Source organism: Sphingomonas sp. BL-S-28 (assembly GCF_055521515.1).
Map to the genome: position 1 here is coordinate 2,457,680 of NZ_CM145484.1, position 25,207 is coordinate 2,482,886.

21 protein-coding genes and 1 tRNA gene are annotated in these 25,207 nt (G+C 63.6%); 7 read left to right on the plus strand and 15 right to left on the minus strand.

Annotated elements, in window-relative coordinates; genetic code table 11:
* Positions 1-2: 2 nt before the first annotated feature.
* The gene (gene odhB, locus ACZ1JC_RS20330) at positions 3-1,235 is read left to right on the plus strand and encodes a 2-oxoglutarate dehydrogenase complex dihydrolipoyllysine-residue succinyltransferase (RefSeq protein ID WP_465138442.1); all 1,233 of its coding nucleotides are present in this window, start codon (positions 3-5) and stop codon (positions 1,233-1,235) included.
* Positions 1,236-1,407: 172 nt separating this feature from the next.
* Complete coding sequence (gene lpdA, locus ACZ1JC_RS20335; protein ID WP_465138441.1) at positions 1,408-2,808, plus strand: dihydrolipoyl dehydrogenase; 1,401 nt, start codon at positions 1,408-1,410, stop codon at positions 2,806-2,808.
* A gap of 80 nt (positions 2,809-2,888) precedes the next feature.
* Here lpdA and prsR read toward each other — a convergent pair whose 3' ends face one another.
* From prsR to efp, 9 genes are all read right to left on the minus strand, one after another.
* On the minus strand, positions 2,889-4,253 hold the full coding sequence (gene prsR, locus ACZ1JC_RS20340; protein WP_465138440.1) for a PEP-CTERM-box response regulator transcription factor: 1,365 nt from the start codon (positions 4,251-4,253) through the stop codon (positions 2,889-2,891).
* 1 nt (position 4,254) lies between these two features.
* A complete protein-coding gene (gene prsK, locus ACZ1JC_RS20345) occupies positions 4,255-6,375 on the minus strand; it encodes an XrtA/PEP-CTERM system histidine kinase PrsK (protein ID WP_465138439.1) in 2,121 nt (706 codons plus the stop codon).
* Positions 6,372-7,757 carry a TIGR03013 family XrtA/PEP-CTERM system glycosyltransferase gene (locus ACZ1JC_RS20350; RefSeq protein ID WP_465138438.1) on the minus strand — a complete coding sequence of 462 codons (1,386 nt, stop codon included), beginning with the start codon at positions 7,755-7,757 and terminating at the stop codon, positions 6,372-6,374. The genes prsK and ACZ1JC_RS20350 overlap by 4 nt, the downstream gene beginning before the upstream one ends.
* 183 nt (positions 7,758-7,940) lie before the next feature.
* Complete coding sequence (locus ACZ1JC_RS20355; protein WP_465138437.1) at positions 7,941-9,275, minus strand: amidohydrolase; 1,335 nt, start codon at positions 9,273-9,275, stop codon at positions 7,941-7,943.
* A 76-nt stretch (positions 9,276-9,351) separates the two neighbouring features.
* Positions 9,352-11,178 (minus strand): tetratricopeptide repeat protein, encoded by a 1,827-nt coding sequence (locus ACZ1JC_RS20360; protein WP_465138436.1) that lies wholly within the window; start codon positions 11,176-11,178, stop codon positions 9,352-9,354.
* Between the two features lie 581 nt (positions 11,179-11,759).
* Positions 11,760-11,843, minus strand: a tRNA-Leu gene (locus tag ACZ1JC_RS20365).
* Positions 11,844-11,925: 82 nt separating this feature from the next.
* Positions 11,926-12,744, minus strand: a complete 819-nt coding sequence (locus tag ACZ1JC_RS20370) for an inositol monophosphatase family protein (RefSeq protein ID WP_465138529.1) — start codon at positions 12,742-12,744, stop codon at positions 11,926-11,928.
* Between the two features lie 83 nt (positions 12,745-12,827).
* Complete coding sequence (locus ACZ1JC_RS20375; RefSeq protein WP_465138435.1) at positions 12,828-13,223, minus strand: hypothetical protein; 396 nt, start codon at positions 13,221-13,223, stop codon at positions 12,828-12,830.
* Positions 13,223-13,786 carry an elongation factor P gene (efp, locus tag ACZ1JC_RS20380; protein WP_395395106.1) on the minus strand — a complete coding sequence of 188 codons (564 nt, stop codon included), beginning with the start codon at positions 13,784-13,786 and terminating at the stop codon, positions 13,223-13,225. The genes ACZ1JC_RS20375 and efp overlap by 1 nt, the downstream gene beginning before the upstream one ends.
* Positions 13,787-13,891: 105 nt before the next feature.
* Between efp and ACZ1JC_RS20385 the strand changes: the two genes are divergently transcribed.
* The 3 genes from ACZ1JC_RS20385 to ACZ1JC_RS20395 all read left to right on the plus strand — a co-directional run bounded on the left by ACZ1JC_RS20385 (position 13,892) and on the right by ACZ1JC_RS20395 (position 15,798).
* A complete protein-coding gene (locus ACZ1JC_RS20385; RefSeq protein ID WP_465138434.1) occupies positions 13,892-14,326 on the plus strand; it encodes a hypothetical protein in 435 nt (144 codons plus the stop codon).
* 104 nt (positions 14,327-14,430) lie between these two features.
* The gene (locus ACZ1JC_RS20390; protein ID WP_465138433.1) at positions 14,431-15,243 is read left to right on the plus strand and encodes an SDR family NAD(P)-dependent oxidoreductase; all 813 of its coding nucleotides are present in this window, start codon (positions 14,431-14,433) and stop codon (positions 15,241-15,243) included.
* A gap of 27 nt (positions 15,244-15,270) precedes the next feature.
* A complete protein-coding gene (locus ACZ1JC_RS20395) occupies positions 15,271-15,798 on the plus strand; it encodes a nuclear transport factor 2 family protein (protein WP_465138432.1) in 528 nt (175 codons plus the stop codon).
* Positions 15,799-15,831: 33 nt separating this feature from the next.
* Here ACZ1JC_RS20395 and ACZ1JC_RS20400 read toward each other — a convergent pair whose 3' ends face one another.
* From ACZ1JC_RS20400 to ACZ1JC_RS20410, 3 genes are all read right to left on the minus strand, one after another.
* On the minus strand, positions 15,832-16,635 hold the full coding sequence (locus tag ACZ1JC_RS20400; RefSeq protein WP_465138431.1) for an SDR family NAD(P)-dependent oxidoreductase: 804 nt from the start codon (positions 16,633-16,635) through the stop codon (positions 15,832-15,834).
* A 310-nt stretch (positions 16,636-16,945) separates the two neighbouring features.
* Complete coding sequence (locus tag ACZ1JC_RS20405) at positions 16,946-17,869, minus strand: acyl-CoA dehydrogenase family protein (protein WP_465138430.1); 924 nt, start codon at positions 17,867-17,869, stop codon at positions 16,946-16,948.
* Positions 17,869-19,014, minus strand: a complete 1,146-nt coding sequence (locus tag ACZ1JC_RS20410; RefSeq protein WP_465138429.1) for an acyl-CoA dehydrogenase family protein — start codon at positions 19,012-19,014, stop codon at positions 17,869-17,871. The genes ACZ1JC_RS20405 and ACZ1JC_RS20410 overlap by 1 nt, the downstream gene beginning before the upstream one ends.
* Before the next feature lie 186 nt (positions 19,015-19,200).
* On the opposite strand from ACZ1JC_RS20410, the gene ACZ1JC_RS20415 reads away from it, so the two are divergent.
* Positions 19,201-19,686 carry a hypothetical protein gene (locus tag ACZ1JC_RS20415; RefSeq protein WP_465138428.1) on the plus strand — a complete coding sequence of 162 codons (486 nt, stop codon included), beginning with the start codon at positions 19,201-19,203 and terminating at the stop codon, positions 19,684-19,686.
* Here ACZ1JC_RS20415 and ACZ1JC_RS20420 read toward each other — a convergent pair whose 3' ends face one another.
* Both ACZ1JC_RS20420 and ACZ1JC_RS20425 read right to left on the minus strand, forming a co-directional pair.
* Entirely contained in the window at positions 19,687-20,460 is a 774-nt protein-coding gene (locus tag ACZ1JC_RS20420; RefSeq protein WP_465138427.1) for an SDR family NAD(P)-dependent oxidoreductase, read from the minus strand. It lies immediately after the preceding gene.
* Positions 20,461-20,634: 174 nt separating this feature from the next.
* A complete protein-coding gene (locus tag ACZ1JC_RS20425; RefSeq protein WP_465138426.1) occupies positions 20,635-22,365 on the minus strand; it encodes an FAD-dependent oxidoreductase in 1,731 nt (576 codons plus the stop codon).
* Between the two features lie 179 nt (positions 22,366-22,544).
* On the opposite strand from ACZ1JC_RS20425, the gene ACZ1JC_RS20430 reads away from it, so the two are divergent.
* Positions 22,545-22,859, plus strand: a complete 315-nt coding sequence (locus ACZ1JC_RS20430; RefSeq protein ID WP_465138425.1) for a Rieske (2Fe-2S) protein — start codon at positions 22,545-22,547, stop codon at positions 22,857-22,859.
* A gap of 52 nt (positions 22,860-22,911) precedes the next feature.
* On the opposite strand, the gene parC is transcribed toward ACZ1JC_RS20430, so the two are convergent.
* Positions 22,912-25,206 carry a DNA topoisomerase IV subunit A gene (parC, locus tag ACZ1JC_RS20435; protein ID WP_465138424.1) on the minus strand — a complete coding sequence of 765 codons (2,295 nt, stop codon included), beginning with the start codon at positions 25,204-25,206 and terminating at the stop codon, positions 22,912-22,914.
* Position 25,207: the final 1 nt, after the last annotated feature.

The window sequence follows — 25,207 nt, forward strand, 5'->3', positions numbered from 1 at the left end:
TCATGACCACCGAAGTCAAGGTCCCCGTCCTTGGGGAATCCGTCGCCGAGGCCACCATCGGCCAGTGGCTGAAGCAGCCCGGCGAAGCGGTTGCCGCTGACGAGCCCATCGCCAGCCTGGAGACCGACAAGGTCGCCATCGACGTCATGGCGCCGCACGCCGGCGTCATGGGCCAGCAGCTTGCCAAGGAAGGCGACACCGTCGTCGTCGGCGCGCTGATCGCCACGATCGAAGCCGGTTCGGGCGCTGCCGCTCCCGCCGCCGCAGCGGCCCCCGCCGCTTCGGCTCCGGCCCCTGCCCCGGCTGCTGCTGCCGTTGCACCCGCCCCGGCTCCCGCCGCGGATGACGCTTCGGCCGGTTCCTCGGTGCTGTCGCCGGCCGTGCGCCGCGCAATCCTGGAGCATGGCATCGATCCCGCCACCATCAAGGGCACCGGCAAGGACGGCCGCATCACCAAGGACGACGTCCTTGAAGCGGCCAAGAACAAGCCGGCTTCGGCCCCTGTTGCTGCTTCGGCTGCCGCTGCTCCGGCTGCGCGCAACGAAGAGCGCGTCAAGATGACGCGTCTGCGCCAGACCATCGCCAAGCGCCTGAAGTCCGCGCAGGACAACGCCGCGCTTCTCACCACCTTCAACGACGTCGACATGTCGGCTGTCATCGAAGCGCGCGAGAAGTACAAGGACGTGTTCCAGAAGAAGCACGGCATCAAGCTGGGCTTCATGTCGTTCTTCGCCAAGGCTTCGGTCCTCGCGCTCAAGGACATCCCGGCCGTCAACGCGCAGATCGACGGTGACGAGATCGTCTACCACGACTACGTCGACATCTCGATCGCCGTCTCGGCCCCGAACGGCCTTGTCGTTCCGGTCGTGAAGGACTGCGACAAGCTGGGCTTCGCCGGCATCGAGAAGGCCATTGCCGACTTCGGCAAGAAGGCCAAGGAAGGCACGCTGACCATGGCCGACATGGCCGGCGGCACCTTCACCATCTCGAACGGCGGCGTGTTCGGCGGTCTGATGTCGACCCCGATAATCAACCCGCCGCAGTCGGCCGTGCTCGGCCTGCACCGCATCGAAGACCGCCCGGTCGTGCGCAACGGTGAGATCGTGATCCGCCCGATGATGTACATCGCGCTGTCTTACGACCACCGCATCATCGACGGTCGCGAAGCGGTTACCGCGCTGAAGACCATCAAGGAAGCGATCGAGGATCCCACGCGTCTCCTCATCGACCTCTGAGGTTGCCTCGCCGCTCCGCCAGCCTTCACGGGCATTGTCTTCACGGCAGGCGGAGCGGCAAGCCCCAAACACCCTTCGACAAGCTCAGGGTGAGCGGGTTTGATTGACTTGAATACCATTTCCCGCTCAGGCTGAGCTTGTCGAAGCCCCTAGCGCGACGGAGGCCTAAACAATGGCTGATTACGATTACGACGTCCTTGTCATCGGTGCCGGCCCTGGCGGCTATGTCGCCGCGATCCGCGCCGCGCAGCTCGGTCTGAAGACCGCTTGCGCCGAAGGCCGCGAGACGCTGGGCGGAACCTGCCTCAACGTCGGCTGCATCCCCTCGAAGGCCCTGCTCCACGCTTCGGAATACTTCGAAGCGGCCAAGGAAGGCGGCTCGATGGCCAAGATGGGCATCAAGGTCACCCCGGAACTGGACCTCGACACGATGCAGGGCCAGCGCCTCGACGCAGTCAAGGGCCTGACCGGCGGCATCGAGTTCCTGTTCAAGAAGAACAAGATCGACTGGCTGAAGGGTTACGCCCAGTTCAAGGACGCGCACAGCGTCGAAGTTGCCGGCAAGACCGTCACCGCCAAGAACATCGTGATCGCCACCGGTTCCTCGGTCACCCCGCTTCCCGGCGTGGAAATCGACAACGCCGGCGGCGTGGTCGTGGACTCGACCGGCGCGCTGGAACTGGCCTCGGTCCCCAAGAAGATGGTCGTCATCGGTGGCGGCGTGATCGGCCTTGAGCTCGGCTCGGTCTGGCGTCGTCTCGGCGCGGAAGTCACCGTCGTCGAATTCCTCGACCAGCTGCTCCCCGGCATGGACCTCGACGTCCGCAAGGAAGCCGCCAAGATCTTCAAGAAGCAGGGCATGACGCTCAAGCTTTCGACCAAGGTCACTGGCGTTGCCGTTGAAGGCAAGGCTGCCAAGGTCACTGTCGAGCCCGCCGCCGGCGGCGCTGCCGAGGTGATCGATGCAGACGTCGTGCTCGTCGCCATCGGCCGCAAGCCGAACACCGACGGCCTCGGCCTCGGCAACATCGGCCTCGAACTCAACCAGCGCGGCCAGATCGAGACCGACCACGACTTCGCGACCAAGGTCGACGGCGTCTGGGCCATCGGCGACGTGATCCCCGGCCCGATGCTCGCCCACAAGGCCGAAGACGAAGGCATCGCGGTCGCCGAGAACATCGCGGGCCTGACCGGCATCGTGAACCACGACGTTATCCCGGGCGTGGTCTACACGCAGCCGGAAATCGCCGGCGTGGGCCTGACCGAAGAGGCCGCCAAGGCTCGCGGAGCCGTGAAGGTCGGCAAATTCCCGATGCTCGCCAACTCGCGCGCCAAGACCAACCATGAGCCCGACGGCTTCGTGAAGGTGATCGCGGACGCCGAAACCGACCGCGTGCTCGGCGTGTGGTGCATCGCTTCGGTGGCGGGCACGATGATCGCCCAGGCTGCCCAGGCTATGGAATTCGGCGCGACGTCGGAAGACATCGCCTACACCTGCCACGCGCACCCGACCCACTCGGAAGCGATCAAGGAAGCGGCCATGGCCGTGCAGGGCAAGCCGATCCACATCTGATCGGGGCCGCCTTGAAGGCATAGAAAAGGCCGGTGGTGCTGAACGCGCCACCGGCCTTTTTCTTTGACAGTCTGCCCCAATCAACTTTGTAAGTCGTACTGCTTCAGCAGATCGTAAAGCGTCGGCCGGCTGATACCCAGCATCTTGGCGGTGCTGGAAATATTGCCCTCGCTGCGGGCCAGCGCATGGCGGATCACCTTACGGTCGGCCTGCTCGCGCGCGGTCTTGAGATTGAGGGCGTTGGCCACCTGCTCGTCGGGTTCGGCAAGGTCCAGATCGATGGCGGAGACAAGCTTTTCGTCCGCCATGATGACCGCGCGCTTCACCCGGTTCTCCAGTTCGCGCACATTGCCCGGCCATTGCCAGGCATCGATGGCGGCCAGCGCATCGGCGGAAAAGCCCCGCACCCGCGGGTTCATTTCCTTGGCGTAGCGATTGAGGAAAGCCTTCGCGAGCAGGGTCGCATCGCCCGGCCGCTCGGCAAGGCTGGGGATCTTCACGACGATTTCGGCAAGCCGGTAGAACAAGTCCTCGCGGAAACGCCCGTCCGCGATCATCGCTTCCAAATCCTGATGCGTGGCGCAGACGATGCGCGTATCGACCGGGATCGACTCCCGCGAGCCCACGCGTTCGATCACCCGCTCCTGAAGGAAGCGCAGCAGCTTGACCTGAAGCTGAAGCGGAATGTCACCCACTTCGTCGAGGAACAGCGTACCGCCGCCGGCCTGCTCGATCTTGCCCGGCGTGGTTTTCACAGCCCCGGTGAAGGCGCCCTTCTCGTGGCCGAACAACTCGCTTTCCAGCAGGTTCTCAGGGATCGCGGCGCAGTTGATCGCCACGAATTCGCCCTTGGCCCGCCCGCTTGCCTCATGCAGCCCGCGCGCCAGCAGTTCCTTGCCGGTGCCCGAAGCCCCCAGCAGCATCACCGAGACATTGGTGTTGGCGACCCGCTCGATCGTCCGCGCCACACGCACCATTTCCGGCGCGGCGGTAATCATACGGCCCAAAACCTTGTCGTCCTTCTCGACCTTGGAGGCCAGACGGCGGTTCTCATCCTCAAGCCGGTGAAGCTGGAGCGCACGGCGCACGATCAGCCCCAGCGCATCGATATCGACCGGCTTCTTGTAGAAGTCGTAAGCCCCGCGCGCGATCGCCTGAAGCGCGGATTCGCGGGCGCCATGACCGGATGCGACGATCACCTTGGTATCGGGCTTCAGCGCCATGATCTCGTCGAGCACGGCAAAACCCTCGCTCACGCCATCGGGATCGGGCGGCAGGCCCAGATCGAGCGTCACCACATCGGGCATTTCCGAGCGCAACAGAGCCATGGCCTGCGCGCGGTCACCCGCGATCAAAACTTCGAAATCCTCGTAAGCCCACTTGAGCTGGGCCTGAAGCCCGGCATCGTCCTCTACGACCAGCAACTTGGGAAGTGTCTCGGTCATCTCAGGCTACTTTCTGATCCTTGGCGGCAAGTGTCTGGTAAAAATCGGTGGCGGCGGCGAGCGGGATACGCACGACGAAACGCGATCCCAGTCCTTCGCGCGATTCCACTTCCATCCGGCCACGCATCGCCCGCACCAGTTCGCGCGCCTCGAACGCACCGATTCCGAAGCCGCCGCTCTTGGTTGAGACGAAGGGTTTGAACAGCCGGTTGCGGACGAATTCGGCGGACATGCCGCAGCCGGAATCGAGCACTTCGAACCGGGCATTGAGACCGTCGCTCACCAGCGAGAGAAACACCGGGCTATCCGCCTCGCTCGCATCGAGCGCGTTCTGGAGGAGATGGACCAGGACCTGCTCCAACGAGTGGCGATTGGCAGTGACCATAACGTCCAGCGTCTCTGCCAGGACCACCTGCGGATTACCCTGAAAGCGTGCGATCACCGAACGCGCGATTTCACCCGCCCCTACAGGTTCCAGCTTGTCCACCACACCATTTCCATAGCGGGAGAGGCGGGCCAGCAACGCGTTGAGTTTGTCGGAGGAATTGCGCAGGGTCACCAGCATGTCGGCCCGGAATTCCGCCTTATCGGCATGCAGTTCAGCGTTGCGGGCGAGCAAGCTGAACTGGCTCGCAAGGTTTTTGATATCGTGCATCACGAAAGCGATGCGGCGATGAAAATCCTCAAACCGACTTGATTCCGCCAATGCTTCCTGGCTGGAATTCTCAGCCAGATAGCTGGCAAGCTGCTGGCCGATGACGCGCAGCAGGTCGAAATCCTCCCAGTCGAACTTGCGGGCCAGTTGCGGCCGAGCCAGCACCACCATGCCTACCAGGCGCTCGTAGTGAACGAGTGGCACCAGTGCCCAGGCACGCTGTTCAGCCAGAAGCCACGCCGGAACTTCCACCTCGTATCCCGCCGCCATGACGCCAGTGCGTTGCTCATCCAGATCGGCGATGAAGGCGTGATTTTCGAACGGCACCAGCGCCCGCAGCGGATAGGCAATTGCCGGCACATCGATGTCGCGCCAGTTCCAACGGGCCGCAAGCGTCAGGTCCCCCTGATCGCCAGGGGTCAACAACAGCCCGGCCGCGCTGCCGGTAACGTCGGCCACGGCCTGAACCACGCGCTCACCCAATGGCAGCGCCTGTTCGCCGCCGCTGCCGATGGTACGCGTGAAACGCAGCCATTCCTCGCGGTAGTCATAGCGGTGCTGGAAGAAGTGCTTGGCCATCGTCACTTTCAGCCATCCCCGCACCCGCCGGGAGGGCAACACGACCAGTGCGAAAGCGCTGGCCATTGTCAGGAAGGCCAATTCGATCAGGCGCGCGAAGTCACCGCCGGCGTAGGCCAACCACTGCCCAACCGCCACCATCGCGGCGAGGTAGATGCCGATCACCAGCAGCGAGAACGTCTGAAATGTCACCGCGCGCGACGGGCGCAGGCGCAGTTCATCCCGATTTCGCGCCGCTCCTATGGCGAGGCAGGCGGCCAGTGCCAAAGTTGCCAGTCCGCGCATGGCTGCAATTTCAACGGGCCATGCATTTCCAAGGTAGGCGACCGTGTAGAGGTTGAGATCGAATGCCCATAGCACGGCCAATCCCGCCGCCGGCCACCGCAGCGCACCGCGCGCTTCCCGCGCCGCTCCGGCATAGAGGTTGTGCGCAAGAACCAGCCCGCCGATCGCGACCAGCAAGCGGAACATCACGGTAAAGTCGAATGCGTCCCGCAAGACCCGCGGCTCGAAGGCGAGACGCAACAGAGCGACATCCGTTCCCAACTGAAGCAACTCAACGAAGACCAGCGCGTAGATAACCGGGCGAATGGGCGCGAGCGTTGCGTGGCGCCCATCACTGGCGAACAGCGTGTAGACCGCCACCAACCAGCCGAGGTTGCGGGCGCTTTCGGCAAAGGAAATCGTCAGCATGTTTCCGCTGGCTGCAGCGGCCACCGCCCAGCCCGCGGTCAACAGCAACGCCGCCAGGATCGGAATACCCGCCTTGCCGAAGCGCGCCCTGCGCGGCAGAAGCCACAATCCCAGGCTGGCGATGCCGATTGCCCCAGCAAGGTTGAGCGCAGACCCGATACCGGCCCAGAATGCGCCTGCGTGCCCCATGGTCATCGCGCGCCCTCGCTCCAAAGCACCACCCGCAGCGTCTGCAGAATGATAAGCAGATCGAGGAAGGGCGTGTAATTCTTGGCGTAATAGAGGTCGTATTCCAGCTTGTGCCGGGAATCCTCGATAGAGGCGCCGTAAGGATAGTTGATCTGCGCCCAGCCGGTGATGCCCGGCTTCACCATGTGCCGTTCGGCGTAATAGCGAAGCTGCTCTTCCAGGTCGGCGACGAATTGCGGGCGTTCCGGACGCGGGCCGACGAAGCTCATCTCGCCCTTCAGCACGCTCCAGGCCTGGGGCAGTTCATCGATCCTCACCTTGCGAATGAACCGGCCCACACGCGTAACGCGCGGATCATCCCGTTCCGCCCATTGCGCACCCGCTGCTTCCGCATCCGTCCGCATGGACCGCAGCTTCACGACGTTGAACGGCTGGCCATAAAGGCCCACGCGGGACTGGCGGTAGAAGGCGGGCCCTCTGCTATCGATTTTTACGAGCAGCGCGAAAAGCAGGATCACGGGCGCCGTCAGCATCAGCAACAGCGCACTTGCGCAGATATCGAACAGGCGCTTGGCCGCGCTGGAAACCATGCGGCCGGACGAAAAGCCGTCGGAGAAGATCAACCAACTGGGATTCACGGTGTCCAGATCGACGCGCCCGGTCTCGCGCTCAAGGAAACTGGAAAATTCGTTGACGTGGACGCCGGTGGTTTTGATCCGCAAGAGGTCCTTCAGCGGCAGCGCGTTACGGCGCTCTTCCAGCGCAAGCACCACTTCGCTGACGCCCAGATTGTTCACGAAGCGCGTAAGATCGTGGATCGCAGCGCGGGTGATGGCTTCTTCGACGACCGGATCGCCTTCGCTCATCGCGATATAGCCGACGATGGCAAAGCCGCTTTCCGGCCGCTCTGCCAGATCCCGCAAGCGCTGCGCACGATGGCCCGCACCCAGCACAAGAACCCGGCGGCGGAAAGCGGATGTTCCAAGGAATGCGCCCAGCAGTAGCCGATTGGCCATCAGCAGAACGATGGCAAATGCCATCGAATAGGCGAGCGTCGAACGCCAGAAATGCTGTCCGGCAACAAGAAAGTCCACGAAGGACAGGGCAATGATGCCCAGCGACACCGCCACCAGCAGACGCGCGGCGGCGAAACGCATGGAGCGCAGCGCGTCCGCCCCGTAGACGCCTACAGCGATCATCGCGAGAACGATCACGCCCGCAAATGCGGCATGGACGCCAAGACGTCCGCCCAGATCGCCGGCCTCCATCCCGATCTGTTCCGCCCGCAACCGCCAGGAAATCTCGTTCGCGGTGGCCAGCAGCACGACGTCGACCAGCCAGAGCAGCACCACCGCGTGGGGGATGTAATGTTTGAAAAGGCGGATCATCTTCGCGGGGGAGCCATCTTCCGGGCCGGATGCGGCCTTGACGCCAAATTAGGCAGAATGGGTAAACTGTCGGTAAATCTGACAATGGCGTTTACCGCAAAAATGCCAAATTTTCAGCCAAACTCTCGCATAAACAGCAGGATCTGTCGGACGGATTTACAGCACCCCGATACCCAAGGCGCGCTATTTGCGCGCCATCAGCCGCATCGCGGTCAACGTGGTTGCCTCACTGCCTGATGAGATGACCTTTTCCGCTACCGGCGCCCAGAACGGGCTGTGCAACGAAGGCAGCGGCGCACCGCCCGATTTTGCTGCGGCCAGCTTCGCAGGATCGACGCCGCCCACCCAGAAGATCACGGACTGGATGTTCTTGTCGTCCGCGCGCCGGAATTCGCCGAAATCCTCGCCCCCCATGACCGAGGGCGTCACCACGACGTTCGCATCACCCATCTTCGCCTTGAGATCGGCGACAGCCGCCTGCGTGAACTCAGGCGAATTCCACGTCGCTCGGGTATGCGGCTCCTTCACCGTGATCACCGGCATGAGATCGTCCGACAGGCCGGACGCAATCGCTTCCCCGCGCGCGATACGGCGGATGCCGTCCAGAAGATGCGCGCGCGTCTCATCCGAATAGCTGCGCACCGTCAGTTGCAGCTTCGCATCGTCGGAAATGACATTGTGCTTCGCGCCGGAATGGAACGACCCGACGGTCACCACCACCGGATCGAGCGGATTGGTTTCCCGGCTTGCCAGCGTCTGCAATTTCATCACGATGGCGCTGGCAAGGACGATGGGGTCCTTGGTCGTCTGCGGATAGGCGCCATGGCCGCCGATGCCCTTCACGTCGATATCGACGCTGTCCACGTTGGCAAGTGCCCAGCCCACCGCCGCCCCCACTTGCCCGGCCGGCAGATCTGCCGAATCGTGGAAGGCCAAAGTGTAGTCCGGCTTCGGGAAACGTGAGTAGAGCCCGTCCTTGAGCATCGCCAACGCCCCTTCCCCGGTCTCTTCCGCCGGTTGGCCGATCATCACCAGCGTGCCGGACCATTCGGACTTGTGCGCCGCCATCAGGCGCGCGGTCTCTATCCACGCCGTCATATGCGTATCGTGGCCACATGCGTGCATGATGCCGCTCTCGACCCCGGCGGTGGACGTTCCGCGCCGGGTAGAGGCAAATGACAGGCCCGTCTGCTCTACCACGGGCAAGCCATCCATGTCTGCCCGGATCAAGACGGTCGGCCCTTCGCCGTTCTTCAGGATGGCGACCACGCCGGTTCCGCCGACCTTCTCGGTAACGGTGAAACCGGCCGCGCGCGCCGCCTTGGCCAGGATTGCAGCGCTGCGCACTTCCTGCATGCTCAGTTCCGGATTGGCATGGAGATCGCGGTAGACGGTCATCAACCCCGGCAGATCGCGGGAGATGGTGGCGGAAATTTCCTCCTGCGGCGCAGCGGCCAGCGCAGGTGAAGAGATAGGGGCGATCAGGCCGAGAGCGGCGGCAAGGACGGCGGCGTTCATGGCAGGAAGCCTATGGCGCATCGTGCCGCATAACAAGTTCGATTCCCCGATCGTTCAGCGACTTCGTGCCAATATCTCAAGGCCCCAGCAGGCCATGCTCCTCCAGCGGGCCGGTCACGAAGTCGGGCATGTGCAGTTCGCGCACCAGCTGCCGACGGTCACGCGCGACCTTGGGATAATCCCGCGCAGCCTTCTCCAGCACTTTGGCCGCTTCATCCTTTTGCCCGTTCAGCGCATAGGCGGATGCCAGGAGATAACGCGGGATCAGACCTCGATCTTCGGCATTGAGCCTGGCGAAGTGCACCGCCTGCGCTCCATCCTCACGGTAAAGGGCATCGATCACCAGTCCGGACCAGTACCACGCCGGGTGGCCGGGATTGAGCCGGATGGCCTTTTCGGCCAGCGCAGGCGCCACATCGTGCTCTCCCAGCACGCCCAGAAGGCGACTTGCCTCTGCGAGGGTTTCTGAATTGTTGGGGCTGATCTCCAGCGCCTTGCCGATCGCGTCGCGCGCGGCGTCGAAATCGCCCGCGTGAAAGCGAGCAATCGCCAGATACTGATAGGCCATCGCGTTCGTGGCGTTGGCTGCGACCGCCCGGTTTGCGGCGTCCAATGCGGCGGGTGAATTGCCGGTGCCTTGGGCTACAGCCTCATAAGTATGCAGCCAGGACAGCAGAGCCCAACCGTCGGAATAGTTCGGTTTGTCCTGGACTGCACGTTCCAGACAGGCCCTTACAGGCGCGAGCGTGCCGGGTTCCTTGTTTCGCATGAATTCGAACGCGCGCAATTCGCAGAAATAGTGCTCCATCGAGAGGTTACGGTGGTTCTCAAGGTTCTGCCGCATGGTCTCGTGGATCACACCGTATGGTTGGCCGAGGCGCGACGCCACGCCCAGTGCGATGTCGGATTGCAACTGCAGAACATGGAGAGGGTCATAGGAGAGCAGTTCACTATTCTCCGACCACACCACCACGCCGCCGGGAATCCGCACAAGGCTGGAATTGACGCGGAACTTGTCGCCAGATGCGACTATGGAGCCTTGCAACACGAATGTACTACCGCGCGGTGCCGCTCTGGCCTGCCGGTCTACCGCAGGCGAAATCGGCCCGTCGTCCAGAGCGACCACTGCCAGATTGGGAAGCTGCGACAGGTAATTGACCAGGTTGTACTGAATGCCGTCGCGCACTTGCGCGATCTGCGGCGTCGCTCCGCTGAGGGCGTAGGGCATGACGAAAACGGTCGGTCCCTGCGGCATCTCGCCGGCGCGGGCTATGGCCGTATCGCGTTCGTCACCCGGCCAGTAGACGATCAGCAAGGCTGCCGCGAGCGCCAGAACGGCGAGCAGAACCCAGGCGCGGCGGCGAAGATTGAGCGCGCTGGTGGAATGGACCATGTCCTCGCGGATCGGCGCTTGTTTTGTGGCAGGGGCGGCCCCAGACGTTGCCGCTGCCGGAACGACAGGCGCGAGCGGCTGTTCAGCAGCCCCTTCTCCTTGCGTCGGCGTCGGCACCTGCGCGCCCGCAACTTCCGGCGCAGCCGTCAGCTCTGGCGCGGCCGGCGCTACGCGGACCGGAGCATCTTCCAGCGACGGGACGTAGGATCCGCGCGGAATGACGATGCGGACCGGGTCGTCCAGTCCTTCACCTGCATAGTGTTCGACCAGCGCCTTGCGCAGGCGCGTCATCTGCACGCGCACGATCGAATCCGAAGAAGCGTCGAAATCCTCATCCCGTCCGAAGACATCGAGGGCTATCGCATAGCCTTTCAGGCGATCGGCATGGCCTGCGACAGTCTGCTGAACAAGATGAGTAAGAAGTTCCGCAAGGCGCGGCGAAGAACGGAAAGTAGCGGAATCCACAACACGCGAAAGGGCGTCCTGGAATTCGGTGGCACTACGTTCCATGTCATCCCCTTTCCGAACAAAATAGTCCGTACAGAGAGACTTGGCAAACATGCTCGCCGCCCGTTGCCTGCAATCGGGCGCGGTTTTTGCGTTCCGCCCGCATCTCATGCGAGCAATCGACGCCGGCATGCTCCCCCCGGAGCATGCCGGCGTGACGGGGTGGAGCGGCAACTCTCACCCGTTTTGCGACCCGAAGAGGCCCAAGCCGCCCTCGGGGGACGGCATGGCCGGGCTTGCGGGAAATGCCGGAAACCGATCGGCGGCAGTAGGGGAAGCCGCACGCGCCCGGTCCATCTCGGCACTCGTGAAACGGGCCGGATTCCAGCAGTTCTCGACGCGGATGCCTATCGTTGGCCCCGGAGGAAGACAGCCTGAGCCGGCAAGGTCCACGACAGGAAACATCGACGCATCGAGCGACGAACCTGCAATGCCGCAAATTGGGGAAGGATGGCAGTGTTTAACCGTTACACTGCGCGCAAGGCCATGCGAAACGCCATTATAACAATAGCTTGGCGAATTGCCCGTCACATGCCGATTGCGGGCGGGCAGCTAAAAGATAGCTGCCCTTGCCATGATTCGCGTGGTGCCCCTGGCCCGACTCGAACGGGCACGTATTGCTACAAACGATTTTGAGTCGTTCGCGTCTACCATTCCGCCACAGGGGCACGCTTCACGCGTGATTGCCGCCGCATGGAAGCGGACGGCTCCGGCGCGCCACGCTTAGCCGCGCCGGACGTCGTACTCAAGTCACTTAAGTGCGGTTACCAGCAACTTATGCAGACGGGAGTGGAGAACATCGTTGCCAGCAAGGATTTCGGTGTCGCAGATCGGCTGCGAACGGCCCTTCCAGTCCGACACGAAGCCACCGGCCTCACGCACCAGCAGACAGCCCGCCGCCGTATCCCACGGCTTGAGATCGGCTTCCCAGAAGCCTTCATAGCGACCGGCAGCAACCCATGCCAGATCCAGCGCGGCCGAGCCGAAACGGCGGATGCCTGCAACCTGCGGCGCCAGCGCGTGATAGATACGGGTCCACTGGCCGGCGTCGCCATGACCGGCGAAAGGAATGCCGGTGGCAATCACGCTCTCGTCCATATGGCGGCGCGACGAAACGCGCAGGCGCTTGTCGTGCAGCCAGGCGCCGCGGCTCTTTTCGGCCCAGTACGATTCGTCGGTAACCGGGTTGTAGATCAGGCCGGCGGTCACTTCGCCCCAGCCCTTACCGTCCAGACGCGGTTCCTGCACCGCGATGGAGATCGCGAAGTGCGGGATGCCGTGCAGGAAGTTGGTCGTGCCGTCCAGCGGATCGACGATGAAGCGCGGCTTGTCGGGCTCGCCCAGGATTTCGCCCGCTTCCTCGAACAGGAAGCCCCAATCGGGGCGAGCGGCGCGCAGTTCGTCCCAGATCGTGCGTTCGGACGCCTGATCGGCCTTCGAAACGAAGTCAGCCGGGCCCTTGCGCGAGACCTGAAGGTGCTCGATTTCGCCGAAGTCGCGACGCAGCCGGCTACCCGCCTTACGGGCCGCCTTTTCCATGACGCGAATGAGACCGGAGATGGCCATAATACCTTAGTCCTTCGTGGGCCGGATCTACCGGCCGATGTTTACTGGCTTGGGGCGGCCCCGCAGATGCGGGCCCGCCATTCTGATCAGCGGCCCTGCGGCTGCTGACCGGGAGCGCCTGCCGGCTTCTGATCGCTGTGATCGCAGATCGCGACCATGGCGCGCAACATTTCGTCAGGCTTGTCGCGGTGTACTTTGTCGGGATTTTGAGCGATGACCTTGTCCATCGCACCGCTGATCCGCGACAGGGAATTGTTGTAGAGGCAGCCCACCAAAACGCCTTTGACCGGTTCCTCGACCTTGTCGGACTGGAGACCGGAGATCAGCACCTTCAGGTAGAGCAGCGCGTGCTGCACCTCTGGCGGGGGCGCGGCGTGGGTCGCTGCTCCCGCCGGTGCGGCAGGCTTGGCTGCAGCCAGCGCCGGCACCGAGCCGAACGCCAGCGAGCCCATGGCCAGCGCGGAAACGACCGCCCGGCGCATCAGTCAGCCTTGCGCACGTACGCGCGCTCGTAGACGTCGACGACGATGCGGGTACCGCTTTCGATGTGCGGCGGAACCATCACGCGCACGCCGTTGTCGAGCATGGCAGGCTTGTAGCTGGACGAAGCGGTCTGCCCCTTCACCACGGCGTCAGCCTCGACGATGGTGGCTTCGACCTGCTCGGGAAGCTCAACCGAGATCGGGCGTTCTTCCCACATTTCGAGCAGGACCTGCATACCGTCCTGCAGGAAGGCTGCGGCGTCGCCCAGAAGATCGGCCGGAAGCTGGATCTGTTCGTAGGTTTCGATGTCCATGAACACCAGCTGGTCGCTTTCGGCGTAAAGGAACTGGAAGTCCTTGGTGTCGAGGCGAACCTTCTCAACCGTGTCGGCGCTGCGAAAGCGCACGTTGGTCTTGCGGCCATCGATCAGGTTCTTCATCTCGACCTGCATGAAGGCGCCGCCCTTGCCCGGCTGGGTGTGCTGCGTCTTGGCAACTTTCCAGATGCCCTTTTCGTATTCGAGAATATTGCCGGGACGAATGTCGACGCCGCTGATCTTCATGAGTGAGCCTTCGATGGGAAAGAGCCGCTGGGCGGCGAAGCAGCCGCCCTTAGCTTAGGACACCGACTGTGGCAATTGCTTCGCGCGGATGCTAGCGCTTTGGTCATGAATCGCGCTCGCCTTGCCTTATTGCCCGTATTGTCCATCGCCTTGGTTGCGCTGGCATCTCCGCTCGCGGCTAGGCCCGCTCCGCCGCCGGTTCCCGGCGGCACGCTCGGCACGCTCTCTCTGGGCCGATATTCCTGTGAAAAGGATGGCGATGCAGGCGGTGCCGTCGGCATCCCGGTACCGACGCTCGATTTCCAGGTGGTCAATTTCTCCAGCTACAAGGGCGTGGACGGCGTTCGCGGCAGCTATCTGCTGACCGGCGATTCCGTCGTGATGACCGGAGGTGGGCTTAAGGGCCTGCGCCTGCACCGCATCTCACCCGGCTTCGTGCGCATCGTGGGGGCGGACGGCAACGATACGGAGACACGCTGCGTACTGACATCGCGCAAACCGCGACTGCGCGACGACTCTTCCGTGGATACCGAAGATTGATTTCGCTTCCCGCCTAGCATCACGGCTGATCGCTCTGGCGGTTTGCCCTGCCCTTCGTTCCCCACTAGCGCAATTCCCTCAACGGGAATGCGGAGAGCTGGGCAATGGACCTGGGACTTGCAGGGAAGCTGGCGATCGTTTCGGGGGCCACCGCCAACATCGGACGCGCCATCGCCCTTGAACTGTCGGGCGAAGGTGCGAAGACGCTGCTGGTCGGCCGCGATGAGGAAGCCGGTGCAAGACTGGTGGACGATTGCCTGAACGCCGGAGCCGCGGCCGCCCTGTTCGTCTCGGCAGACCTTACCGATCCGGCCAGCCCCGCTCACGTGCTGGCGGCCGCCGAAACGCTTGGCCCGGTCGACGTGCTGGTCAACAATGTGGGCGGCAATGTCTCGCAGGGCTTCTTTGCCGACTCCGATCCTGCCACATGGATGGCCGATATCGACCTCAACTTCGGCACCGTACTGCGCATGACCCATGCGGTTCTGCCGGGAATGATCGAGCGCAGGGCCGGCGCCATCGTCAATATCGGATCGACGGCAGCGCTGGTCGGCGATTACCAATTGGCGGTCTATTCTGCAGCGAAGGGCGCGGTGCACAGCTTCACAACCGTGCTGGCAAAGGAATTGGGCCAGCACGGCATCCGCGTGAACGCAGTGGCACCCTACGCCACGATTTCCCGCGATCCCGCCGACTTCAGCAAAGGCAGCAGGTTCCACCCCCAATCCGGCCTGTTCAGCCAAGGCACCGCCAGCGTGGCCGAAGAAGACCGGGCGATCCGCCAGCGTCGTACTTTCGTCGGCCGGCCCTTTGCGAACCCGGACGAGATGGCGGGCATGGTCGCCTTCCTTGCCAGCCAGCGCGCCAGCTTCATCACCGGGCAGGTCTACCCCGTAGATGGCGGTGCCCTGCTCTAGAACGCCACAAAACGGGAGGGAGAAGACATGGCAGATGACAATGCGCTGCGCCAATTGCTGGACAAGGATGCCATCCGCGATCTCGTGCTGCTCTATTCGCGCGCGATAGACCGGCAGGACATCGCCCTGCTCCGCGACCTCTATACGCAGGACGCGACGGACACGCATGGTGACAGTTTCGACGGATCAGCGGCAGACTACTGCAAATTCATCGAGGGCTCGTTTCCCTACATGCCCTATTCCGGCCATCACGTGTGCAATCACCTGATCGCCGTGGACGGAGACAATGCCTGCGGCGAAGTCTACGCGCTTGCCTGGCACCTGATCCCATCCCGCGAAGGCACACGAGAAGAAGACTTCATGGCGGTTCGATATATCGACAATTACCGCCGCTGTGCTGACGGCAAGTGGCGCTTTGCAAAACGCGTCGTCACTTACGACTTCAAGCTGCGCCGGCCGTTCGACGGCGGCGGCATTCTGGGTCAGGGCGCGGCAGACCCCAGCTATGCCGTCTGCAACCATCCGCTCTTCGCGCTTGGTGAGCGGGCCGGCTGATTGCCGACCCGCTCCGCGTCATCCCATATTGCCTTAGGCGGACGGCGCGTAGCCTCCGTTAAGCGGATAGGTCTGCCCCGTGATCCATTCCGCCGCATCGGAGCAGAGGAACGTGACCAGCGCGGCCACGTCGGTCGATTTGCCGCAGCGACGGATCGAATAGCGTGACATCAGCCCCTTCATGTGATCGCCCTGCATGATCTGCTCTCGCTGCGCGTCATCCATGTCGGGCAGCAGGGCAGAGAGCGATACGCAGTTGGCGGTGACGTGGTAGCGCCCGAGTTCCTTGGCGATGGAGCGCATGAAGCCCTGAGCACCTGCTTTCGAGGAGGCATAGACCGCCAGCTTCGCCTCACCCACGCGGCCCGAATCCGAAACGATGGTGACGATGCGACCGCGCTTTGCCTCGACCATGTTGGGAATGAAGGCGAAACAGCAGTTGTAGACGCCGTAGAGATTGGTGCCGAGATAGCGCTGCCAGTTCGCAGGATCTTCCTCCCAGAAGTTCTGCGAAGGTCGGATCGAGGCGCCGGGTCCCGCCATGCCGGCATTGTTCACCAGCACCGTGGCCGCGCCCAGTTCCGCCGTAATCGCGGCATTGGCAGCCTTTGCCGCGTCAAGATCGGTAACGTCGAACGGAACCGCCAGTGCCGGCACGCCCAAGGCACGCACTTCGGCAGCCACCGCCTCGGCCCGTTCGGGCACGAAATCGTTGACCGCGATCCCCCCGGCATTGTGCCGCGCCAGTTCCAGCGCCGTCGCACGACCGGCATTCTGGCCCGCGCCCGTGACCAACGCCACTTGACCGTCCAGATCGATCAGATCTCTTCCCTGCATCCTTGCTCTCACTCGTCCATGTTCTGTGTCGGCAGGGATTTTTGCATGGCCTACCCCGTGCCGCGACAGCGCCGAGCCGGATATCGCGAGCGCGTTTACGCCATCGCGCGGGGAGTGATCGGGGAGCGCAGATCAAAGGTAACTGGTGCGCTGACACGCGACACGAAAGAGCCAAAAGCCAAGGCTCCAACCAAAAACCAGCATATCACAACAAACCTCGTCGTCCCCGCGAAGGCGGGGACCCCGCTTCCCTTCTGCAATGTCGCAAAGGACAAGCGGCCCGCCTTACGCAGCATTGACGAGTAAGATGTCAGGCAGCCCCCCAGAGCGCCTCTGCCGCTGCCAGACCCTGCGCGCCCCGTCCGCCCAGTTCCGCTGTCAGCAGCTTGAGCCGATAAGTCCACAAGTGCAGCGGATGCTCCAGCGTCATACCCATGCCGCCAAGGAACTGGTGGTAATCGTAACAAACCCGCTTGGCCGCCTCCTGCGCATGGAGCAGCGCCATGGCCGCATCGGCCCGATCCCCGCTCGCTGCCGCGCGCATGGCGAGCCAGTAAGCCGTGTTCGTCACCACTTGCGCCTCCGCAAGACGGTGCCGCATCGCCTGAAACGTCGCGAGCGGACGGCCGAACTGCTTGCGCTCTGACACGTACGTCACCACGCTCGCCAGCGCCGCGCCCAGCAGGCCCGCCGCTTCGGCCGCCATCGCCACGCGCCATGCGCGGGTCACTTCGGCCGGATCGACATCGTGCGCAGTCATCGCTTCGGGCAGGCCGGTAAGGAACGCGACCGGATAGGCATAGAGCGTATCCTCCTGCGCCGGTGCGATCAGGTCCTCACTCGCAGTGAAGCTGCGCACGCCGGAAGGCCCGACGACAACCACCGTCGCTCCCGGACGAAGGAAGCGCAGCGGCGCCGAGGTACGCCCTTCCTCCACCAGACAGAGCGGGCGCGGCAGTTCGGGATCGATCAGCGGACGCACCAGCGCGGAGGCCGCCGCCTCCACCGCGAAGGGCAGGCGCGCCAGTTTCTCCACCACCAGCGCGGCAGTTACCGGGCCGAGTTCCTCGACCGCCATGACATCGAGGAAACCGTTCTCCACCAAGGCGGCGTCGAGTTCTTCGCTTTCCAGCGCCAGCCCCGCATCGTGCAGCGGAGCGGAAGCGAACGGCCGCGCAAGGGCTTCGACGAAATCGAGGACCTGCGTCTGGTCTTCATTGAGGGCAAGCTGCATCAGCGCGGCTCCCGCGGCAGTTCCAGCACTTCGCTGGCGATGATGTTGAGCTGGATCTCCGCCGATCCGGCTGCGACCCCGGCGACGATGCCGCGCTGGTGGTGCATCTTGAGATAGGGCGAAGCACCCGCGAGCGCTTCGGGCAGGAACTCCACCACGAATTCGCAGACGGCCCGCTCTGCCATGACGGTGGCATAGCGTGCGGAACTGGACTCCGCGCCGATCGCCAGCCCGTCCACGCGCTTTTGCACGACAGCATAGTTGGCCGTGCCCGCCGACTCGCAAAGCGCCGCGCAGCGCGCCGCTTCGATGCGAACATACTCGCGGGTGAAATCGCCGCGCTCCTTCAGCATCAAGACCGCCCGGTCCAGCGCGGCACGGGCCAGCGTGAAGCGGGGAATGCCCAGCCGTTCATTGCGCAGCGAATAGGCGATGATTTCCCAGGCCTGCCCTTCCTCACCGAAACGCGCGGTTTCAGGCACGGTCACATCGTCGAAGAAGACCTCGTGAATGTCACCCTCACCGATCAGCGAGGGGATCTGGCGCACGGTGATGCCCGGCGTGTCCATCGGCACGAGGACGATGGTGATGCCCTTCTTGCGATCGTCGCTGGTGCGGGTGAGCAGGAAGCAGGTGTCGGCAAGACCCGCGTAGGAGGTCCAGATCTTCTGTCCGTTGATGACGTAATTGCCGTCCGTCAGCACCGCTCGGGTGCGCAGGCTGGCAAGGTCCGATCCGGCATCGGGCTCCGAAAAGCCCTGGCACCACAGCGATTCCCCGCGCGTGATCGGCTCCAGGTAGCGCGTCTTCTGCTCAGGCGTGCCGTACTTTTCCAGCGTCGGGCCGATCCAGTTGACGTTCATGTACTGGCCGCCTCGCGGCTCGCCGGCGATCCACATCTCTTCGGAAAGGATCTGCTGTTCCCACGGACCCAGCCCCTCGCCGCCCATCTCTTTCGGCCAGTGCGGGAACAGCAGGCCGACTTCAGCCAGCTTCACGCAGAACGTGCGCGCAAAGGCCGTCAGCGCAGGCGAGGCAGGGCCGTGTTCGGAGAACTTTTCCCAGTCATCCGGCAGGTTCGCGTGCAGGAAGTCCCGGATCTTGTGCCGGAACGCGTCCTGTTCCTCGGTCCATTCGAACTGCATGGCATCCTTCGTCTTTGCTTTCCTCCGGCGTTACCCAGCGCACCCCCGGCCCACAAGCGCAGGGCCAACGCCCCGGCGAAAACCGCCCTTTGGCAATAATCAGCTGGTGGATCGCCCCGATTGACGGGCGGAGAGGAATTGCCGCACCCTCGACGCCAAGGGGCTTGCTCGAATGGGGGATGAATAATGCCTGCCGCCTACAGAACCGCCCTGCTCGCCCTTATCCTTGCCACTCCTGTCGCGGCGCAGGCACCGAAGGCCACACTGACACCCGCCCAGTTCGATCAACTGATGCGCACGGCCGGCTATGTGAAGGCCGGCAATTCCTGGAAAGGCTGCGACGGAGCCACCACTGTCACGCGCCAGAACGTGGAGTTCAAAGACCTTAACGGAGACGGCCGCCCCGAAGCCCTGATCACGGCGGACGGCACCGAATGCTTCGGCATGGCCGGCACAGGCTTCCAACTACTGCGCCAGACGCCAGCCGGTTGGCAGGTCATGGCCAACGAGACTGGCATCGCCACGTTCCAGACGACGCGCGGCGTGGATGGCTACCCCGATATCGAGATCGGCGGCCCCGGCTTCTGCTTCCCCATCGCCCGCTGGAGCGGCAGCGAATACAAGACGATCCGCTTCGCCTACGAGGGCAAGGCGTGCAAACCTCCGCGCTGATTATTGGCGAACGGCCCCAATTGCGGCGGGCGAAACATAGCGCGTGGTCGAAATGCCGCCGTCCACGGCGATGGTCTGTCCGTTGACGAACCCGGCCTCATCCGAAGCGAGGAAAGCCGCCATGTTGCCGATGTCCGCTGCCGAGCAATCGCGCTGGAGCGGCGTCAGTTCATGGTTGGTGCGACGGAAGAAGTCGAGGTCCCAGAACGCCGTCGTCATCTCGGTTCGCACCACGGTCGGCGCTATGTAGTTGGAGCGGATGCCGCACGGGCCATATTCGGCGGCCATCGTCTGCATCAGGCCGATCTGACCGGCCTTCACTGTGGAATAGGCCCCGCCGCCCGGCGTGCCGTAAAGCCCCCAGGTCGATCCGATGAACAGGATCGAGCTCCCCTCACCCATCACCCTCAACGCCTCTCGGCAGAGCCGGAACGGAGCCCGCAGGGATATGCCCAGCACTTCGTCCAGCATGGCATCGGTGGTCTGGTCCACCGGGCCGAAGTTGAACGAACCGGCATTGTTCACCAACACGTCCAGCCGCCCGAACTTCTCCACCGCGACATCGACGATGGCGCGCGGGGCTTCGTCGGCCGTGGCGTCGATGGCGATGAAGTCGAACTCCACCGAACCCGCCAGCGCGTCCTTGAGCGCCTGAAGCTTCTCTGTATTGCGCCCGGTGCCGAGGACCTTGACGCCCTTGGCCCCCAGAGCGCGCACGATCGCCTCACCGATGCCGCCTGCCGCTCCGGTGACGACTGCTACCTTGCCTTGCATCTATCCTGCTCCGCTTGTGCCGCCACCGCTTGAAGAAAAGCGGGATCCCCGCCTTCGCGGGGATGACGGGACTATATGATACGCGACTAATATTTGGGCCGTACTGAGACCTGAAAGATCATCTCCGCACTCCCATCGTCATCCCCGCGAAGGCGGTCCTGAAAGCATTCGGGCCTACCCCACCCGCTGGTTTCCCGCCCGTTCGGCAATGTCATTGGCGGCGACAAACCCGAAGGTCATGGCCGGCCCGATGGTCGCCCCCGCCCCCGGATAGGTATCCCCGAACGGCGTCCCCGAATTGTTGCCAGCCGCGTAAAGCCCCGCAATCGGCTGCCCCACCCCGTCCAGCACCCGCGCGCGAGCATCGCAGCGCAAGCCGCCCTTGGTGCCCAGATCGCCATTGTTGATCGGCACCGCGTAGAACGGCGCCTTGTCGATCGGCCCGATGTTCGGATTGGGCGTGGAGGAGGGATCGCCGAACATCTGGTCATAGGGGTTCATGCCCCGGCCGAACTCGGGATCGACGCCGGTCTTCGCATAGGCGTTCATGTTGGCGATCGTCTGCCGCACCGCCTCCACCGGCAGATGCGTCTTGGCGCAAAGCTCCTCAATCGTGTCGGCACGGAACACGTAGTGATCCCACCAGTCGTCCGGCACTTTATGCTCGGGCGTATGGACCGTGGGCATCAGGCCGCCAGCGCTGAATTTCTTGCGGAACTTCGCATCGAAGATCAGCCAGCACGGGCAGTTCGCGCCGCTCGCGATCTGGTCGCGCACCATGGCCTGCCCGAACTGGTCGTACCCGCAGGCCTCGTCCACGAAGCGCACGCCCTTGCGATTGACCACCACGCTCCACGGCCGGCCCACGTCGAACGCGGCCTGATGGATCTCGTGGAAGTTCGATGCGCCCTTCATCGGCAGCGTCATCGTCGGGATCCACCAGCCCTGCGAGGTATGCTCGGTGGACGCCCCCACCGCCTCTGCCGCGACCAGCGCCTCGCCGCGATTGCCATCTTCCGGCGTGGAGGAATGCCGCGTCAGCCCCGGCACCGGATAGAACCGATCCCGCAGCGCCTGATTCCACTCGAACCCGCCGGCCGCCAGCACCACGCCGTGCCGCGCCTCAACCGTATACTTGCGCCCGAAATTGGACACCTCGATCCCGGTGACACGGCCGCCCTCATCGACGGTCAGCCCTTCCAGCGCCGTTTCTATTCGAAGGTCAACCCCGCGCGCAAACACCTGCTCGTACGTCGCCCCCATCAGCGCCGCACCTTGGGTGAAGCGCTTGTCGCGGTGCGAGACCTTGCGCGTCGAGCGGTCCATCCAATACCGCCCGATCATCTTGCCCGCGACCATGCGCCAGCCCTTCGACTGCATCATCAACGCAAACGTCTCGGTCAAATCCATCGCATACCGGCCGAACAGCTTGAAGCGGTTGTACTGCTCCCGCATCAGGGCATAGCGCCCGTCGCCCAACCGCCGCCCGTCGAAAGTTGGCACAATCACCGAACGATCCGCCCGCGCGCCGGCACGGTTCGGGAAATAGTCCGGCCATGCCGCCGCCGCCACCTGCACGCCGGTCGATTTCAGAAAGTGCAGCATCTTCGGCGCTTCATCCACGAAAGCTTCCAGCCGCTCACGGTTCACCGGCACGCCGATGGTGGCATCCAGATACTCCAGAGCGGAGGCCCGGCTGTCTCCCTGGTCGCCGTCCAGACCGTGGTTGGGTATCCACATCACCCCGCCCGAAGTCGCAGAAGTGCCACCGAATTTGTGCGCTTTCTCGACGATCAGCACTTTCAGGCCAAGGTCCGCGCTGCGCAGCGCCGCCATCGCCCCGGCCGAGCCCGATCCCACCACCACGACATCGAAGCTCTCGTCGCTTCTGCCTTTGGCTGCCACCCGTATTCTCCCGAAGCGCATGTTCTTTCACGCGTCTTATCGCGTCGGCGGCTTGCCCACGAAATGACCGCCACGGTACAGCGTCTTGCTTGATCCTGCTTGCGGCCCGCCGACCCTTGCGTCACGAAGGCGCGACAAGCAGGTCGCACAGCAAGACCCCACGCAAAACCGGGAAGAAGATGACCGAAAAGACCTTCGTTGCCGCAGCCAAACTGGAAGACGTTCCCGCCGGCGCCAAGATCGTTGTCGAGGCGAATGGGATCAGTATGCTCTTGTGCAACACGAAGGATCGCATCTTCGCCGTTCGCAACTTGTGCAGCCATGCCTACGAAACGCTGGAATGCGGGCGGATGCGCAATGGCTGGATATCGTGCCCCGTCCACGGCGCCCGCTTCGATCTGGAGACAGGCGCACCGATGAACCCGCCCGCGACGATCGCGATCGAGACTTACGAAGTGCGGATAGAAGGCGACACCATCGAAGTGTGCGTTTGAAACACACCGGCCAGACCGGAGCGCTTACCAATCGGCGCCCCGGTCTCTGCCACTATCCCTGAAACTTGTTATCCCGCGGGAACCCGGTCGGCGGCAAGCGGCCCGCCGCGCCGCGCGCGACCTTCCACAGCCCCATGTCCTTTTCGGTCCGCGTACGACCGCTATCGCCGCCCATCGTCCACGAAAGGCCGTCCTCAAGCTTCAGCGTGATCAGGTCGGACAGTCCGCCGTCGCGATAGCGCTGGAGCGTGACGCCCTGCCCCTTTGCCATCAGCGGCAGTTCCTCAAGGCTGAAGATCACCAGCTTGCGATTGTCGCCAACAACGGCGACGTGATCGTGCTCCGCCGGAATTTCACGCACGATCTTGAGCTGAACGCCCGGCTTGGTGGACATGACCGCACGGCCCTTGCGCGTTTCGGCGAGCAGCTCCTCTGCTTCCACAGCGAAACCGCGCCCGATGTTAGAGGCCAGCAGGATCTGCGACTTCGGCTTGTAAACCAGCGCCGCGATGATGTGCGCGTCTGCATCGATATCGACCATCGTGCGGATCGGCTCACCAAATCCACGAGCCCCCGGAAGCTTGTCCGCGCCGACCGTGTAGAACCGCCCGTTGTCCAGCGCGATAAGCACCTTGTCGGTGGTCTGCGCGTGGAAGGCGAAGGCGGGGCCATCGCCTTCCTTGAACTTGAAATCGCCGTCGAGCGCCACATGCCCCTTCGCCGCACGCACCCAGCCACGCGCCGAGAGGATCACCGTCACCGGCTCCTTCTCGATCATCGCGTCCATGCTGAATTCCACCGTGGGCTTGGCCTGCGCAATGGTCGTGCGGCGACGACCAAGCGCGGTATCCTCGGCATATTCCTTGCGCAGCGTCGTCAGGTCGCGCTTCAGGCGCGTGCGCTGGCGAGCCGGGCTTTCGAGCAGCTTGTTGAGGTCGTCCTGCTCCTTCAGCAGTTCCTCATGCTCCTTGCGAAGCTCCATCTCTTCCAGCTTGCGCAAGCTGCGCAGGCGCATGTTGAGAATGGCTTCCGCCTGCCGATCGGTCAGCTCGAACTCCGCCATCATCACCGGCTTGGGCTCGTCCTCGGTACGGATGATCTCGATGATCCGGTCGAGGTTGAGGTAGGCGATGATATAGCCGGCGACCAGTTCCAGCCGCGATGCGATCTTCTCCAGCCGGTGCCGAGTGCGCCGCAGCAGAATGTCGATCTGGCTGTAGACCCATTCGGACAGCAGCAGCTTGATACCCATTACCCCCGGCGTGCGGTGCGAATCCAGCACGTTGAGGTTGAGCGAGAAGCGGCTTTCCAGATCGGTCAGCTTGTAGAGGCTCTCCTTGAGCATCTCGGGATCGACGTTGCGGCTCTTGGGCACGAAGACGATGCGGATCTGCTCATCGCTTTCGTCACGCACGTCTTCCAGGATCGGCAGCTTCTTGTCGCCGATCAGCGCGGCAACCTGTTCGATCAGCTTGCCCTTGGGCAGCATGTAGGGGATTTCGGAAATGACGAGCTGCCACTGGCCGCTGCCAAGCCGCTCGATCCCGGTTTCCTCCCAATTGCCCGCCGCATCCTTGCCGGTGGAGAAGCGGCCGCGCACGCGGAAGGCGCCCTTGCCGGTCTCATAGGCGTGGCTGATCGCTTCGGGGCTGTCCACCACCAGGCCGCCGGTTGCGAAGTCCGGGCCGTGGAACACCTGCATCAGCTGTTCGTGCTCGGCATGGGGATTGTCGACCAGCATCATCGTCGCATCGATGATCTCGGCGACGTTGTGGCTGGGGATCGAGGTCGCCATACCCACGGCAATGCCGGTGGAACCGTTCGCCAGCAGGTTCGGGAACATGCCGGGGAAGATTTCCGGCTCGCTCTCTTCACCATTGTAGGTTGGGATGAAGTCGACGGTACCTTCGTCCAACCCTGACATCAGGTGGATCGCCGTACGCGTCAGGCGTGCTTCGGTGTAGCGGTAGGCGGCCGCGTTATCGCCGTCGATATTGCCGAAGTTGCCCTGGCCCTGCACCAGCGGATAGCGCAGCGAGAAGTCCTGCGCGAGGCGCACCATCGCATCGTAGACCGAAGCGTCGCCATGCGGGTGGTACTTACCGATCACGTCACCCACGACGCGGGCCGATTTCTTGTAAGCGCTGGCCGGATCCAGCTTCAGCTGCCGCATCGCCCAGAGCAGGCGGCGATGCACCGGCTTCAGACCATCGCGCAAGTCCGGCAGCGAGCGGGCCGTGATCGTCGAAAGCGCATAGACGAGGTAGCGCTGAGAAAGCGCGGCATCGAAAGGCGCGTCGACAATGGCGTCAAACGGATCGGAATCTTCGTCAGTCGTGGTCACCATG